This window comes from Vibrio sp. 10N.239.312.C11 (assembly GCF_041466065.1).
GTDB classification, from domain to species: domain Bacteria; phylum Pseudomonadota; class Gammaproteobacteria; order Enterobacterales; family Vibrionaceae; genus Vibrio; species Vibrio tasmaniensis_A.
In genome coordinates this window covers 33,878-49,768 of record NZ_JBFSRZ010000011.1, presented here as the reverse complement: position 1 = coordinate 49,768, position 15,891 = coordinate 33,878, and the positions used below count along the sequence as shown (strand labels likewise).

At 44.7% G+C, this 15,891-nt stretch carries 14 protein-coding genes and 1 riboswitch; of the genes, 7 read left to right on the top strand and 7 right to left on the bottom strand.

Going from position 1 to position 15,891, the window contains the following annotated elements; genetic code table 11:
* Positions 1-6: 6 nt before the first annotated feature.
* From thiB to mpl, 3 genes are all read right to left on the bottom strand, one after another.
* Positions 7-999: a thiamine ABC transporter substrate binding subunit gene (gene thiB / locus AB6D07_RS07225; protein WP_017103696.1), complete on the bottom strand. Its 993-nt coding sequence runs from the start codon at positions 997-999 to the stop codon at positions 7-9.
* A gap of 53 nt (positions 1,000-1,052) precedes the next feature.
* Positions 1,053-1,172: riboswitch (TPP riboswitch) on the bottom strand.
* 43 nt (positions 1,173-1,215) lie between these two features.
* Positions 1,216-1,839 (bottom strand): flavin prenyltransferase UbiX, encoded by a 624-nt coding sequence (locus tag AB6D07_RS07220; RefSeq protein WP_009847752.1) that lies wholly within the window; start codon positions 1,837-1,839, stop codon positions 1,216-1,218.
* A 37-nt stretch (positions 1,840-1,876) separates the two neighbouring features.
* Entirely contained in the window at positions 1,877-3,235 is a 1,359-nt protein-coding gene (gene mpl, locus AB6D07_RS07215; RefSeq protein ID WP_017103697.1) for a UDP-N-acetylmuramate:L-alanyl-gamma-D-glutamyl-meso-diaminopimelate ligase, read from the bottom strand.
* A 269-nt stretch (positions 3,236-3,504) separates the two neighbouring features.
* On the opposite strand from mpl, the gene fbp reads away from it, so the two are divergent.
* A complete protein-coding gene (fbp, locus tag AB6D07_RS07210; protein ID WP_009847754.1) occupies positions 3,505-4,515 on the top strand; it encodes a class 1 fructose-bisphosphatase in 1,011 nt (336 codons plus the stop codon).
* 106 nt (positions 4,516-4,621) lie between these two features.
* On the opposite strand, the gene AB6D07_RS07205 is transcribed toward fbp, so the two are convergent.
* The 3 genes from AB6D07_RS07205 to AB6D07_RS07195 are packed head-to-tail and all read right to left on the bottom strand — an operon-like array spanning position 4,622 to position 10,490.
* On the bottom strand, positions 4,622-4,975 hold the full coding sequence (locus tag AB6D07_RS07205) for a gamma-glutamylcyclotransferase (RefSeq protein WP_017103698.1): 354 nt from the start codon (positions 4,973-4,975) through the stop codon (positions 4,622-4,624).
* Positions 4,976-5,022: 47 nt separating this feature from the next.
* Complete coding sequence (locus tag AB6D07_RS07200) at positions 5,023-8,781, bottom strand: translocation/assembly module TamB domain-containing protein (protein WP_017103699.1); 3,759 nt, start codon at positions 8,779-8,781, stop codon at positions 5,023-5,025.
* Positions 8,778-10,490 carry an autotransporter assembly complex family protein gene (locus AB6D07_RS07195; protein WP_017103700.1) on the bottom strand — a complete coding sequence of 571 codons (1,713 nt, stop codon included), beginning with the start codon at positions 10,488-10,490 and terminating at the stop codon, positions 8,778-8,780. The genes AB6D07_RS07200 and AB6D07_RS07195 overlap by 4 nt, the downstream gene beginning before the upstream one ends.
* A 212-nt stretch (positions 10,491-10,702) precedes the next feature.
* Between AB6D07_RS07195 and msrA the strand changes: the two genes are divergently transcribed.
* On the top strand, positions 10,703-11,332 hold the full coding sequence (gene msrA / locus AB6D07_RS07190) for a peptide-methionine (S)-S-oxide reductase MsrA (RefSeq protein WP_017103701.1): 630 nt from the start codon (positions 10,703-10,705) through the stop codon (positions 11,330-11,332).
* A 271-nt stretch (positions 11,333-11,603) separates the two neighbouring features.
* On the opposite strand, the gene AB6D07_RS07185 is transcribed toward msrA, so the two are convergent.
* The gene (locus tag AB6D07_RS07185; protein WP_017103582.1) at positions 11,604-11,804 is read right to left on the bottom strand and encodes a DUF1107 family protein; all 201 of its coding nucleotides are present in this window, start codon (positions 11,802-11,804) and stop codon (positions 11,604-11,606) included.
* Between the two features lie 252 nt (positions 11,805-12,056).
* On the opposite strand from AB6D07_RS07185, the gene AB6D07_RS07180 reads away from it, so the two are divergent.
* The 5 genes from AB6D07_RS07180 to AB6D07_RS07160 all read left to right on the top strand — a co-directional run bounded on the left by AB6D07_RS07180 (position 12,057) and on the right by AB6D07_RS07160 (position 15,877).
* A complete protein-coding gene (locus tag AB6D07_RS07180) occupies positions 12,057-12,608 on the top strand; it encodes a YtfJ family protein (protein WP_017103583.1) in 552 nt (183 codons plus the stop codon).
* Between the two features lie 90 nt (positions 12,609-12,698).
* Positions 12,699-12,989 (top strand): DUF2607 domain-containing protein, encoded by a 291-nt coding sequence (locus AB6D07_RS07175; RefSeq protein WP_012604884.1) that lies wholly within the window; start codon positions 12,699-12,701, stop codon positions 12,987-12,989.
* A 41-nt stretch (positions 12,990-13,030) separates the two neighbouring features.
* Positions 13,031-13,765, top strand: coding sequence for a DUF2796 domain-containing protein (locus tag AB6D07_RS07170; RefSeq protein ID WP_371707689.1), 735 nt, complete (start codon positions 13,031-13,033; stop codon positions 13,763-13,765).
* A 139-nt stretch (positions 13,766-13,904) separates the two neighbouring features.
* Entirely contained in the window at positions 13,905-14,621 is a 717-nt protein-coding gene (locus AB6D07_RS07165) for an ABC transporter ATP-binding protein (protein WP_017103585.1), read from the top strand.
* The gene (locus tag AB6D07_RS07160) at positions 14,618-15,877 is read left to right on the top strand and encodes an ABC transporter permease (RefSeq protein WP_017103586.1); all 1,260 of its coding nucleotides are present in this window, start codon (positions 14,618-14,620) and stop codon (positions 15,875-15,877) included. The genes AB6D07_RS07165 and AB6D07_RS07160 overlap by 4 nt, the downstream gene beginning before the upstream one ends.
* Positions 15,878-15,891: the final 14 nt, after the last annotated feature.

Genomic DNA, 15,891 nt, shown 5'->3' with positions numbered 1-15,891 from the left:
CGTAAGTTAAAAAGTAAGCGCATTCTGCCATTCACGAATCCAAGGCTTACGCTTCTCGGCGATCTCTTCTGGTGTGAAGCTTAGCGCTTTCTGAGGAACCGTAAGTTGCTCGAACCCTTTTGGTAGCTCAACATCGGTCACTGGGTACATCCAGTTGCCAGTAGGCATCGCCGATTGGAACTCATCACTTAAGATAAATGCCATAAACTCACCGGCAAGCTTTTCGTTCTTGCTACCTTTAACCTTCGCTGCCACTTCCACTTGAGTGTAATGACCTTCTTCAAAGCTTGCAGCTGCGTACTTAGAATCACTTTCTGCAATGATGTGATAAGCCGGAGACGTTGTGTAAGACAACACTAAATCAGACTCGCCTTCTAGGAACATAGAGTAAGCTTCAGACCAACCTTTAGTCACAGTCACCGTTTTCTGAGCAAGCTTCTTCCATGCTGCAGTTGCTTCATCACCGTAAACCGACTTCATCCATAGCATCATGCCTTGGCCTGGTGTTGATGTACGTGGATCTTGATAGATAACCTTAAGATCGTCACGTTGCTCAACCAGTTCTTTCAGGCTCTTTGGCGGGTTTGCTAGCTTCTCTTTGTTATAGATAAACGCAAAGTAACCAAAATCATAAGGAACAAAGGTACTGTCGTTCCAACCATTAGGAAGCGTCACAGATGATGTATCAACACTGTGCTCAGCCAATAAGCCCGTAGATTTCGCTTCAGCCATGAGATTATTATCTAGGCCTAAAATGATGTCAGCTTTGCTGTTGCCACCTTCAAGACGTAAGCGGTTTAGAATAGACACACCATCTTCTAACGCGACAAAATTCACATCACAACCACACTTTTCTTCGAATGCTTTTTCAACGGCAGGACGAGGGCCCCAATCCGCAGCAAAAGAGTCGTAAGTGTAAACCGTTAAGGTGTTGTCTGCTGCGAAGGCAGAAAAAGAGATGGCTGTAGTAACAGCAAGAGTTGTTAATGTTAATTTCACTGGACGCTCTCCATGGTCTGAGCGGCACAGGTTTGAGGGAGGAGAACGGTAGAGGTTGTTCCTAACTCAATTCCTACGCCAGCATTATCTGGTTCAGGTTTACGGGTCCCAAGTGTCTGCTTGATCTCAGCTCGCATTCATTATTTGAATGGTTCGCTCCCCGATGAGTGTTCAGGATTGTAATTTGATTTTTAACAATAAGCCATCAAGTTTGGATCAATTACGTTGATCGTACCCCCAACGTGGCACTAAACCTTGCTCGATACCAAGATGGTCTAGAATGCGTGCCACCATAAAGTCGACCAGGTCTTCAATCGACTTAGGTTGATGATAAAAACCCGGAGCTGCAGGCATAATCGTCACGCCCATGGTCGAGAGTTTGTGCATATTCTCTAGATGCAACGTAGAAAATGGCGTCTCACGAACCACCAACAACAACTGTCCTCGCTCTTTCATAACCACGTCGGCTGCACGCTCGATTAAGTTATCTGATAGGCCATGAGCAATCGATGCCAAGCTTCCTGCAGAGCATGGACACACCACCATCTGCTTCGGTGCTGCTGAACCAGATGCAACCGGTGAGAACCAATCATCTTTGCCACACACCACCAGCTTTTCTGGGTCGCAATCTAAATGCTTAACCAAAGCTTGTTTCGCAGCATCTGGCCCAGCAGGTAACTTAAGTTCATGCTCGGTCGCCAACACCACTCGCGCTGCCGATGATATCAGCAAGTAGACCTGATAATCGGCGGCCAAAAGGCATTCAAGTAAACGCAGGCCATAAGGCGCACCGGATGCGCCAGTGAAAGCCAGAGTTATCGCTTTATCGTGTTTTGTCATGTTCTCAATTACTTCAAATTATAAGGTCGAGGATGCGTTAACCTTTGAGTGCCAATCCATCCAACAGTTTCTGGTGAATACCACCAAAGCCACCATTACTCATTACCAAGATTTGGTCACCCGCTTTTGCCTCAGAGACAATCTTAGCAACGAATGCATCCATATCATCACTCACGTGCGCGGGTTGGTGACACGCATCGGCGACGTCTTGTACCGACCAATCAATGTTATCGGGTTGGAATAAGTAAGTAGAATCCGCTTGCATCAACGAATCAGCCAGCGTTTCTTTGTGCACTCCACGCTTCATCGTGGCAGAACGAGGCTCTAAAACGGCAATTATTTTTTTCGTGTCGACCTTATTACGTAAGCCGCCCAGCGTAAGTTCAATTGCCGTTGGGTGATGAGCAAAATCGTCATAGACAGAAACGCCTGCCACTTCGCCTTTAAACTCTAGACGACGTTTGGTGTTGATGAACTTCGCCAACGATTCACACGCTAAATCAGATGTCACCCCTACATGTCGCGCAGCTGCAATTGCCATCAAAGCATTATTGACGTTATGGTCGCCAACCAAATCCCAGTCGACAGTTCCTACGCATTCGCCTTGGAAGTACACTCCAAATTGAGACCCGTCTTTAACCAGCTTCTTGGCATCCCAATCACCTTGTTCACCACTCGATTCTATCTCACTCCAGCATCCGCGAGATAAAACATCTTGAATAGCCGTATCTTCTTTAGGAGAGAAAATTCGGCCATTACCTGGCACAGTGCGCACTAAGTGGTGGAACTGACGCTTAATCGCCTCAAGATCATCGAAGATGTCAGCATGATCGAACTCGAGGTTATTCATTACCAAGGTTCTTGGGTGGTAGTGAACGAACTTAGATCGTTTATCAAAAAAAGCACTGTCGTATTCGTCGGCTTCGACCACGAAGAACATGCTTTCACCAAGGCGAGCAGAAATACCAAAGTTACCCAACACGCCGCCCACTAAGAAGCCAGGCGCATAGCCACAGTCTTCTAAAATCCAAGCCAGCATGCTCGATGTTGTTGTCTTGCCATGCGTTCCCGATACCGCTAATACCCAACGATCATGCAACAAGAATTCTTGCAACCATTGCGGCCCTGACGTGTATCTAAGGTTGTTATCCAATACATACTCAACACACGGGTTGCCACGACTCATCGCATTACCAATCACCACGAGATCTGGCCTTGGTTCTAACTGGCTTGGGTCAAACCCTTCAATAATTTCAATCCCTTGAGACTCCAACAAAGTGCTCATTGGTGGGTAAACATTCGCGTCACTACCGGTAACCTTGTGACCTAATTGACGAGCCAATACCGCAGCACCTCCCATGAAGGTGCCACAAATTCCTAAGATATGAATATGCATAAATTGCTTCCAAACGCTTGGCTAAATGAACCATGTCTAAATCAAACTACTGCACTCATTATCATTAAATGGCGATTAAAAGCGAGTAGCAATGCAAAACAAATTTAGTCGACATAGTAAGTGAGATCTGCGTCGCTTAGTTCATTACCATTAAAAAGATCTAACCTTTAGAATTTAAGTAGGCGTCTAGGTGAATAAAGCCCAAGTAAGAGGCAAATTCTATAGTGCTCAAATCCCCCCTAATATTGAGAGAAGTTTAAGGAAATAACATGTCTGAGATGCGCACCCTTGGTGAGTTCATTGTTGAGAAACAGAGTGACTTCCCCCATGCAAGCGGTGATCTATCATCCCTTTTGTCGTCTATTCGACTTGCTGCAAAAATTGTTAACCGTGAGATCAACAAGGCTGGTCTAGTCGACATCACTGGCGCTGTTGGTACAGACAACGTTCAAGGTGAAGAACAGCAAAAGCTAGACCTTTACGCGAACGACAAGTTTAAAGCGGCTCTAGAAGCTCGTGATCAAGTTTGTGGTGTTGCAAGTGAAGAAGAAGACGAAGCTGTCGCCTTCAATAAAGAGCTCAACAAAAACGCAAAATACGTCGTTCTGATGGACCCACTTGATGGTTCTTCAAACATCGATGTCAATGTATCTGTTGGTACAATCTTCTCTATCTATCGTCGAGTATCGCCTGTTGGTACCCCACCAACACAAGAAGACTTCCTACAGCCAGGACACAAGCAAGTAGCCGCGGGGTACGTAATTTACGGCTCTTCAACTATGCTTGTTTACACAACTGGTGCAGGTGTAAATGGCTTCACCTACGACCCATCTCTGGGCACCTTCTGTCTGTCTCATGAAAACATGATGATCCCTGATGAAGGTAAGATTTATTCCATCAACGAAGGTAACTACATTCGCTTCCCTACGGGTGTTAAGAAGTACATCAAGTACTGCCAAGAAAATGAGCCAAGCGACAATCGCCCTTACACATCACGTTACATCGGTTCTCTAGTATCAGATTTCCACCGTAATCTTCTGAAAGGCGGTATCTACTTATACCCAAGTACACAAAGCCACCCTCAAGGTAAACTGCGTCTGCTGTACGAGTGCAACCCAATAGCCTTCATCATGGAGCAAGCTGGCGGTATTGCCTCCGATGGCGCCCAACGCATCATGGATATAAAACCAACAGAACTGCACCAACGTGTGCCTTTCTTTGTCGGTTCTAAGAACATGGTGAAAAAGGTAGAAGAGTTCCTTGAACTTAACCGAGACTAACCGTCTCGCTTATTTTTCAAGTTAACGCCATTAAAAAAGCCAGCATTTACATGCTGGCTTTTTGTTCTACAACTCAGAATACATAGATGTTACGGATAGGTAACTATTACGAATTGTCCCGCTTACACCAGTCACCCGAAAGTATTTCTTTATTAGCCGTTAGATCAAGCTGATACAAATATACCCATGCTAGTCCAAATATAGTCTCTATTTGTTCGCGACGATACTCAACAGGAACATCTTCTAGCCGATCGAGCGAAGCCAAAACTTCATCGTTAATGATATAGACCTCGCCAACGACATTTTTCTTTCCAGAAATCATCGCCGGATAGGCACCTAAATCAAAAAGAGCGTATTCCTCAGGGGTGTCAAACCTTCCTAAGCACTTACACTGCTGCAAATAGTGGTGGTTGGACTGACCTTGCCTCAAGGTTCCATAAACAAAAACAAGTTGCTGCATAACCCCTCCTCAGCATTCGCATCCGCAAATCAATCACGACTCAAGTGTTACTCGAATTCAAATTGATAGAGAAGATCCACGGCACTGTCTAGCCCCGATACGGCTTCAACATAGAGATCCTGCATCAATCGATAACGAACAGTAAACTCACCTAACGAGTTAAAGATACCTACGCCATACTTCACCTGTAAACCAGGGAGAATGTAGCCGCTGACCGTAACCTGGGAATCATCTCCAGAGCCTGCAGTATCCAGTTGCAAGTCCTGTACGCCAAAAGCCTCACCAATTTCGCCGACAACCTTGCCGCTCTTCGCCAAGCTTAAGCCAATTAAGGTCGTTGTCATTGAACCATTCGACTCACCATCAATATCTTGACCACGCAAAATATAAGACAACGCGTTGGCTTGCGGCATCGCAGGATCAGAATAAATTTCGATGGTCGGCTCTGTCGCCGGGCCTGTCACTCGAATACCAGCAGTCACATCATCCTGAGTATTATCAGGGTTACGTATCGCATTGATCGCTACATATGGCTGATCCGGAGGCCCATTCATTAGAATCTTACCTTCTTTGATCAAGAGATCTTGTCCAAAGGATTGGTAAGTACCATCGACGATATTTACCTCACCTGTGATAAAAGGACCTTGGTCTTTTTGAGCCACGTTGAGCTTGCCGACCAAATCACCTTCAAGACCAAAAGCAGACAGTTTAAAGTCATCGCCAATGGAGATATTAATATTGGTCATCACATTGAATGGAATCGTGTCCTCGCTCTCTGGCTCAAGATCTTTATTCAAGATAACTTGATCAGAAGAGACGCCGATCGCTGACGGTGGTAAGTCTTCGACAACAATACGTCCCCACGGTAATGCGATATCACCAGTGATTTTCGCCAATTCCGGTGTGACATCAATGGTCATATCAGGCACGACCTTCACCTTAACCATAGGCGGGATATCAACCATCAACTCGTCGGCAAACACTCTGACATTAGAGTGCCATGCTTTAAGATCCTGCCAATCCCCGGAGCCTTCGATATCAAGGTGACCATCGGGTGTTTCAACATTGGCATCTAACTTCGCGCTGTAGCCGTCAAAATCGAGGTCAATACGACCATCTTTAATATCGACTGGTGTGACATCGCCTTTGACTTGAATACCATCAACAGAGAATTGACCAAAGACTTGAGGATGCATCAAAGAGCCTTTTACCTGTAGGTCACTCTCAAGATCGGCCTTCAACAGGCTGTATTCGCCGAGGATTGGCTGTAAGAAGTCCAGATGGAAGGTTGTCAGCTTAATTGCCGCATCGACCATTTTGTCTTCTGCGAGAATGTCTGGTAACGACACCGTGCCAGACAGGTCACCATTGTCAGACACATCCAACTTAAAGTCGGCGTTCAGTTGGTTGTCTTTTAGTTGGGCATTCAATGCAACGCTTTCCCAACCGAGTGTGATTGGCTCACCAACTTGTTGAACAGCCTGACCTTTCGGCATATCGACGCTTACCGTCACCTCAGGTTCACCTTGCTCTGACCACTTGGCATGAGCCGTCGCATTAACTAAGCCCTGTAATTGCGTTTCTTTAGGCATGAGCGCTTTAATCTGTTCGAAATCGAATTGGTTGATCGCCAATTTGGCCTCACCCGACTTTCCGACACGCACGTCTTCATCCAGACATACACTCGAACCCGATTGCTTCCAACAGTGCGCTTGAACGTCGGCATACTGCTTATCGACATCCGCCTGAATTGCGACAGGTTGATCTAATACCCAAGGCCCCTGCTGAGTGGTAATTCTGACTCTGTCTAACGACCCATCCCAAATAAGAGAAGGCTTCTGAATCAATTCTCCAGAGATAGCCAAACTGGTCGACACGATGTCGGATATCACATCAAGTGTTACGGTATGCTGCTTCTCACCGCCATTCACGGTTAAATCAATGCTTTCCACATTTTGTTCTTGATAACTCAAGTTCTTAGCTTTTAATACAAGATCGGCTTGAGCTTCAGGCAATGGCAGGGGAACCACCGAGCCACTAAGTGATAAGGATTCTAGTGTTGCTTCGTTATTCCAATCGACCTTATCAACATTAAGCGCGAAATCGACCTTTGGCTCTTTCGTTGGGCCACTAAGCTGGATATTACCCATCACTTTACCCGTCAGCTCTGGAACACTCTTATCTAACTGTGGGAAATTAATCGCAACGCCCATACCCCATTGCTTATCCAGTTGCCCTTGAGCCTTAATCGAATTAACACCGTGAGCCAAGCTCAAACCACTGGTTTTCAGTTTAGGTTCACCGCTCGCGCTGCGATCTGACGCTGACAACTGCCCTTTGATATCCAGAGGGTATTCTCGTAGGATCCCCTCAATATCGAGCTTAGGCAGTTCAATCGCCCAACCACCCGCTTGTGTCAGTTCACCCGAAGTGACGATGCTTCCGCTAATATTACCCTCGGCTTCTGGCCACTGTAGTCCAGGTTGAATGTCTTTGAGCGTCACATCGGCTTGCCAATTAACGAGCTTCTTCCAGTTAGCTTTAACTACACCATTTAGTTCGCCACCCAAGGTATTCAGTTTCAAGCGTTCAAGTTCAATCTGTTCCGTGGTGCCTTTACCTTGCAGATCTATTGTTAAGGCAGGTATCTCCTTACCATCTGCTTCAGCTTTAAGCTGCACATTAAAACCATCTAATGAACCATCGGCTTTGAATTTCTCAATTGCAGCTTGGTAGTCACTTTTACCTGTCAAAGGCCATTGCGCTTTACCTCCCTCTAAAACAAGGTCAAATGGCAGAGTCGGTTCTAAGGGTTGAATATCCCCAGACAACTTTGCCTCAATCAATTCGGAGAACTGAGACTCTAGGCTTAACTTAGCCACGCTGCCTTGTGCTTTCAGAGACAGTTTCTGACCAGCAAGATCGGTTTCTTTCACCAACGCACCCAAAGAAAGCTCTAGCGGATAGCCGCCCTTGAGCTCAACCTTCGTCGTTAGGTTCGCGCTTGCTTGTGGCATATCGAGTTCGAGACTGGAAACGTCAACCGTGTGTTTACCCGCGCGAGCTTCTAACCCGAGGTGATTCACAACAATTGGCGCTTCTTGTTCTAGAGTGAAACGGTTGAGATCAAAACGCTCCAACACAATCTGTAAAGGAATCCAAACTTCAGGCAACTCGATAGCTGTCTTAGTTGCAGTACCTGGCTCGACGATTTCTGATTGTGGATCTTCAGTAGACTCTGCAAGTTTAACCTTAAGATCATTGAATAAGGTTGGCGATACTGTCAGCTTTTCCCCCTGCATACTCAGGGCAGTAGAGAACAAACCCCATTCAATTTCATGACCTAAGATATTCAGTTTGATATCAGATAAAGCGATTCGATTAATGAAGATTGGTAGTGGTGTTTTTACCGATGTTACGGGCGGAGTAGGTTCTGCCGCTTCTGTAGAAGCTGGTGGCAATTCAGTAAGTGCGAAATCCAGCCCTTGAATCGCTAAGCGGTCAACACACACTTGAGGGTCGAGCAGACAGCGCGGATTGATAGCCAATGTCAAATTTTCAACCTTGGTATCGATATGTAGGCTATCATCTTTGAACTCGACATTGTTAAGCGTAAAGCTTGGGAAAAGAGCGCCTTTAGTACTTTCCACTTTCAGTTGTGGCAATGCTTTTTCGGCGCCCCACAACACAGTATTCAACCCCGAATTGGTGAACAAAACAAAACCTAGTAGGGCGATTAACAATAGCAAAATCGACGTCAATGAAATCGACGCCCACTTTATACACTGACCCACCACTTTGATCATAATTCTGGCCCTAAACTAAAGTGCAGTTGGAACTCATCACCTTTTTTCGCATCTAGACCCCAAGCAAAATCTAAACTCACAGGACCGACGGGGGACGCCCAGCGAATCCCTACACCAGTACCATGTTTCCACTCTGGCGTGTCATTGAATGCATCACCAATATCGTAGAAAGCCGCTCCCCACCAATTCCCAACTAAGCGATATTGGTATTCAAACGAACTGGTTGCAATGAATTTCGCACCCGTTAGTGCGCCACTTTCATCTCGAGGAGAGATAGACTCATAGCCATAACCACGGATGCTATTATCACCACCCGCAAAAAATCTTAAAGAAGGAGATAACTTATCAAATTCGTCCGCAAAGTTTCCGCCGAATTGAAGGCGGGTTAAACCTCGGTGGTTATTACCAATGCTTCGAATCCATGCGGTTTGCCCTTGAAAACGTACGACTTGGGTTTCAGATAACAAGGTATCATCAGCCGCTTCAACCATGATGGTTTGTTTATCGCCCCACATCGGCATTGAACCGCCTCGGGTTCGAGTGCGTGAGAAAGAGACACCTGGCAACACAAACTGCGCCAAATCGTCTTGTAAACCTTGTTTATAGTTTTCGACTAGGTATCGAATGAATACCGTGCGTTGCCAGCCATTATCTAGACGCCAGTACCTTTCTAAGGCTAAGTTTGACTCCAAACTCTTGGTATCACGGTTATCCAGATTCTTCATTCCATACTTAATTTGATAGTAGTCATTAAGCACGTCATCCAATGGGATTTTATAAGCCGCCGTAATAGTCTGCTCAGGCTTGGAGATCGATAAACTACTATTAAAACTATGACCTTTCTCATTAACCCAAGGTTTCTTCCATTTAAGGGTACCTTTTACACCCAAGTCTGTTGATACACCGATACCCGTTTCAATTTGGTTCCGCGCTTGCGGAGCAAGGCTTACCTTCATCGGAATTTCTCGACCTTCACCCAATTGACTTAAATCAGGCTCAACAAAGACTGAAGAGAACCAATCCGTATTGGAAAGGTTTTGGTTGTATTCGCCAACTTTGGTTATCGAGTAAGGTTCGCCATCTTCAAATGGTTTAAGTGACTGCACCTTCTCTTCTTCTATTTGGCTACCAGTAACCTGAGTAGAGCCAAAGTGATAACGAATACCACTGTTGTAATGAAGACGAACATAAGCGCGGTTTAATTCAGGAGCCACTTCTAGCTTACTAAGATCATACGCCCCATCGAAGTAACCTTTCGCTAATCCAAGATTGCGGATCGATGATTTTAAAGAGTCATAATTACCATGATTCAAAATCGAACCTTTAGACAACTTGCTCTTAGCTATTAAGGCCCAAAAATCAGGATCATCTTTGGCTTCACCAGTCAGAACAATATCTGAAGCATAAATAACAACCGGCTCTCCCGGCTCAACCGTAACAGTCAATTCGGTATCATCTTCAGAATGAGTAAATGTGATATTAGGTTGGTAGTAGCCTAATGCATTCAACGCTTCGTTGATCATCGACTCCAAGCGAGATTGAAATCTTAATGAGACCGAATACTCTTCTTCAGGAATCGCACTCAGATAAGCATCCACATTATCTGCAAGCGCGCCATCCAACCCTTTAATATCAAGGGAAACGTCAGCAAAAGCGAGCGTCGATGACAGTAGAGTGCCAATCAGAACTGGTAAAGTTTTTCTTATCATGTTTAATTGGTGAAGAAGTTATCAATACGTTAATAAGTGAAAAGAAATCATACCGCTAAAACGACATTGAGTCTGCAATAAATCCGGCAATAACACGGTCTAATGTAAAGACTTAATCAATATTAACCGGCCGTTAATATGAGCCTCCAGTTAATATAAACCTAGATCTAATGTTAACTAACGCGGTAAACGTATGCGAAAAGGAATATAACATGCTAAACAAACAACAACTGGTTTCCGCAGCAACCGCATTACCGGGAAATGCTGACCCAATCCGAATCACTGAGCGCCATTTCGTCAATCAAACTGACTTGCTCAATACTCCTACGGGTTCTCAACAAGAAGTCCTACTTGGTATGGGATGCTTCTGGGGAGCTGAGCGTTTGTTCTGGCAGTTGAACGGCGTTATTTCAACATCTGTTGGCTACGCTGGTGGATACACGATGAACCCCACTTATGAGCAGGTATGTAGCGGACAAACTGGCCATACCGAAGTCGTTCGTGTCATTTTTGATAGCGAACAAACATCTCTCGCTCAAGTACTTGAAACCTTTTGGGAGCGTCATGACCCAACTCAAGGGATGCGCCAAGGCAACGATTTAGGGACTCAATACCGTTCTGCGATATACACCTTCAGCGAAGAACAACAGACTATCGCTGAGCATTCTAAACGTGAATACCAACGAGCAATGACTGAATCATTAGGCAACGAAATCACAACGGAAGTTCTGCCAGCTGGAAAATATTTTTTCGCAGAAACCTACCACCAGCAATACCTAGCTAAAAATCCGAATGGTTATTGTGGATTGGGTGGAACAGGTGTGTGCTTCCCTCCGCAATAATGTGTTATACCAATCACAGTAAGTAAGTGATCATAAATAGCGCAGGAAAAATGCTTGAGAACAAGGCAGAAATTTTCGATAAGTAGTTATTCTACAATCAAAATTTCTAACGATGTTATCGAGTGTTTTAACCAGCTAGGATGAACAGTTATTTACTACGATTGGTATTAGGCATACAAACTAGAACAACATCCATTAAAAAAGGGCTTCCGCTAGGAAGCCCTTTTTCATTGGAAATCTATTTGACGCAATGCAAATCTATAACAGTCAGTTACACCGGCAGCGCAGCAATCGTGCCGTTAACTTCTTTAAAAATAGTGAGCTTTTGTTTGTCTGAAACTTCAGGAAGAAGCACCTTGCCTTGGTCGAAGCGAAACTCTCCGATACCCTCTATAGCAAACTTGCCTTTGAACAGGACTTTAACGAAACGCGCCACCTGATGTGGACGGTAAGTAGAAAATTTTCTTAACATAATACAACCTCAATTCCATTTGAGTACTACAGCCACGTACCTGAACACCAACGTATTCAAAGCACATTCAATCGCTAATTCCTTTAGCAAACAGCAAGATAATCTATTGTTCATCTCGATATTGATGCATTATACCTTTTGGTAACAAGCCTGCAACTTATTTCTACGCCGTACGATAAAAAAGTTAAAGAGGCATTTTTCAAATTTCATATTATACTTCCAAAGCAAACCAATAAGCGGAACAAAAATATAATGAAAAACAAAACTCTACTGGCTTTTTTAGCCGCAGCCTCTCCACTTTTCGCCAATGCTCATAATCTATCAGTCGGTGCAACTCTGCCTGCTGTCGATGTTAGCAACTATGGTGAAATCGTACTAAACGACGGAAATACTGGATATCAAGCTTGGGCAACCAATGATCTTCTAGGTAAAGTTCGCGTCGTTCAAGCAATTGCTGGTCGTAGCAGCTCGAAAGAGCTCAACGCACAACTGATGGCAGCAATTACAGCATCGAAATTCACAGAAGACAGCTACCAAACCACTACCATCATCAACCAAGATGATGCGATTTGGGGAACTGGATCTTTTGTTAAATCGTCAGCAGAAAGTAGCAAAGAAGAATTTCCATGGTCTTCTATGGTGCTAGATGAAGACGGAACCGTAGCGTCATCATGGGCTTTAAAAGAAGAGAGCTCAGCGATTATCGTTCAAGACAAGCAAGGTAAAATATTGTTTGTTAAAGAAGGGGCATTAAACGACTCAGAAGTCACTCAAGTTATTGAGTTGATTAAAGCGAGCCTTTAATAAGATATTCGCGTCTTTTTCGAGACCTGACCAAAGGATATTGTTATATTATAACAGTATCCTTTTTTAATTCTGTGGTTAATCATCCTGATGTGGAAAAACACACCTAATAATGTGAAACGTAAAACAGGCTTCTTGCTTGGGCTGATGCTCATGTTGAGCGTGTTAGCAGCGACACATATTGTGGATATCGACCCACATCATCACTCTTCACATCATTGTGAGCTGTTTTCGATAAATCAGTTCATAACGGCGCATTCACTTCCACAGATCCCAGAGTTCCATTCGGAATTTACTGTCGCTATCACAGAGTCAGTCGTTTCGTTACAGCGCCTGTATTTCGCTTATTTAGCACGTTCACCTCCTGTAAAGATTTCTTAATTACCACTACTTTTTAATTAACCTTTATTCAGGAAAAAAACATGAAACCTACTATTCTAGCCGTTGTTATCGGTATGACTGTCTCTACTAATGTTCTAGCTAACGAAGAATTCCGCTCTCACGAAGCACACGTGCACGGTAAAGTTGAGGTGAACATCGCTCAAGATGGGCAAGAACTACTTGTTGAAGTAACAGCTCCCGGCGCTGATGTGGTTGGCTTTGAACATGCTCCAGAAACTGCTGAGCAAAAGAAAGTATTTGAACAAGCGATTGCGCAATTAAACAAGCCAGATGAGCTATTTGGTTTCAAAAATGCAAGCTGTACTCTGAAGTTCAAGTCGGTGACGAACACCTTGGAAGGCGATCATGATGACCATGAAGGCCATGACCACGCAGAGCACGATCATGACGACCACAAAGGCCATGACCACGCTGAACACGACCATGATGACCACAAAGGCCATGACCACGCTGAACACGATCATGACGACCACAAAGGCCATGATCACGCAGAACACGACCATGACCACAAAGGCCATGACCATGCAGAACACGATCATGATGACCATGAAGGCCACGACCATTCAGAAGGTGGGCACGGCGAATTCACTGTCGAGTACCATTACCAATGTTCAGATATTGCGAAGCTAGATACCGTGAGCACTCAATGGTTCTCTAAGTTCAGCAACACAAAATCAATGACGGTAAACCTTCTAACTGACAGCGCTCAAATTCAAGAAGTGCTTAACGCAGATCGTATTAGTTTTCGATTCTAATCCGTATTAGATTGAATTAAACGTAGATACGCAGCCAAGTAAGTAGTCACTTACTTGGTTGTGCAAATCGGTGTGTTCTGGGAATTTATTTTTCTAATAGCTATCCAGTAAATACACCGCTTTAATCATTGGAGCTAATATGTCTTTTGACAGTTCATCACTTGTGGTCAAACTCGAAAATATCAGCTTTCGTTGGAAGCCTGAATTACCCCCAACGCTAGAGATCCCCTCACTGCATATCCAAGCCCAAGAGCACCTTTTCATCAAAGGGCCTAGTGGTTGCGGGAAATCAACATTGTTAGGGTTACTGACCGGAATCAACCAAGCTGAACAAGGCGAAGTATCTATCCTTGGCCAAGACCTCACACAGCTAACACCTCGTCAGAGGGACAAGTTCAGAGCCGATCATATTGGTTATATATTCCAACAATTTAACCTGCTTCCTTACTTGTCAGTCATCGACAACGTGACGCTTCCTTGTCAGTTTTCTAAGATTCGCAAGCAGCAAGTTGCTGAAAGTCAGAACAGCCTGCAAGCAACCGCTCAAGAATTATTACTACGATTAAAGCTACCTCAAGCTCTAATGGACAAGCCTGTTACCGAATTGAGCATTGGTCAACAACAACGTGTTGCTGCCGCTCGTGCTTTGATCGGCCAACCGAAAATCATTATTGCCGACGAGCCAACCTCGGCTTTGGATCATGACAACCGAGAAGCCTTCATCGAATTGTTACTAGAGCAAGCAAATCAAGCCGGGTCTACTCTGATATTTGTCAGTCACGATCCAACATTAGAAAAGCTGTTCACCCGAACCATAGATTTAAAAACCGTTAACCAAGCTAAGGTTGTCGTATGAAAGTAATTACTCACTTAGCCCTAAAAAGCGTACTCAACCGTAAAGCCACCGCTATTCTGACGATTCTCACCGTGGCAGTGTCAGTGATTCTATTACTCGGTGTTGAACGTGTAAGAACCGAAGCAAAGAGCAGTTTTGCTAATACGATTTCAGGTACCGACCTTATTGTTGGTGGCCGCTCTGGTCAGGTAAACCTACTGCTTTATTCGGTATTTAGGATTGGTAATGCAACCAACAACATCGACTGGAAAAGCTATCAAGAATTTAGCCAGCACAATGCAGTAAAGTGGGCGATACCCATCTCATTGGGAGATTCACATAAAGGCTTTCGTGTAATGGGCACTAACCATAGTTACTTTGATAATTATCGCTATGGAAGTAAGCAACCACTTACTTTTCAACAAGGCAAAGAGTTCAATCAGCTATTTGATGTCGTGATTGGTGCCGATGTCGCGAAGAAGTTAGATTACAAGATTGGTGATCACATCATTCTGGCGCACGGTATCAGTGATGTCGCCTTCAGTCGCCACGACAACCTGCCCTTCACCATTGTCGGAATACTCGCGCCAACCGGCACACCAGTAGATAAAACGGTGCATGTTTCGTTAGAGGCCATTGAAGCGATTCACGTTGGTTGGGAATCGGGGGCTAACCTAGGCCACACACCGAATGCTGAAGCGCTAAAGCAACGTGACTTCCAACCAAAGCAGATTACCGCGATGATGGTTGGCCTTAAATCGAAGATCCAAACCTTTGCACTGCAACGAGAAATCAATAACTACCGCCAAGAACCGTTGAGCGCCATTATGCCAGGTATTGCGCTTCACGAATTGTGGGGAATGATGGCCGTAGCAGAGCAAGCACTACTGATTGTTTCAGGGTTTGTGGTAATCGCGGGACTGTTAGGGATGCTGAGTAGTCTACTCACTAGCTTGCAAGAAAGACGTCGAGAGATGGCCATTCTGCGCGCGATGGGAGCAAGGCCTCGTCATGTGTTCGGTTTACTGATCAGTGAAGCAAGTGCCCTAACCTTCCTCGGTATCACATTGGGTGTTGCCGTGTTGTTTGCGCTAATCGCAGTAGTTGCTCCTATTGTGCAACAAAGTTATGGTATCAACATATCGATATCCGCAATCACACCTCATGAGTGGAAACTGCTTATGTTGGTGCAAGTTGCCGGAATCATTATTGGCTTTATTCCCGCTTTCAGAGCTTACCGTCAGTCATTGTCTGATGGCATGACTATTCGAATCTAAAATAGGAACCTACG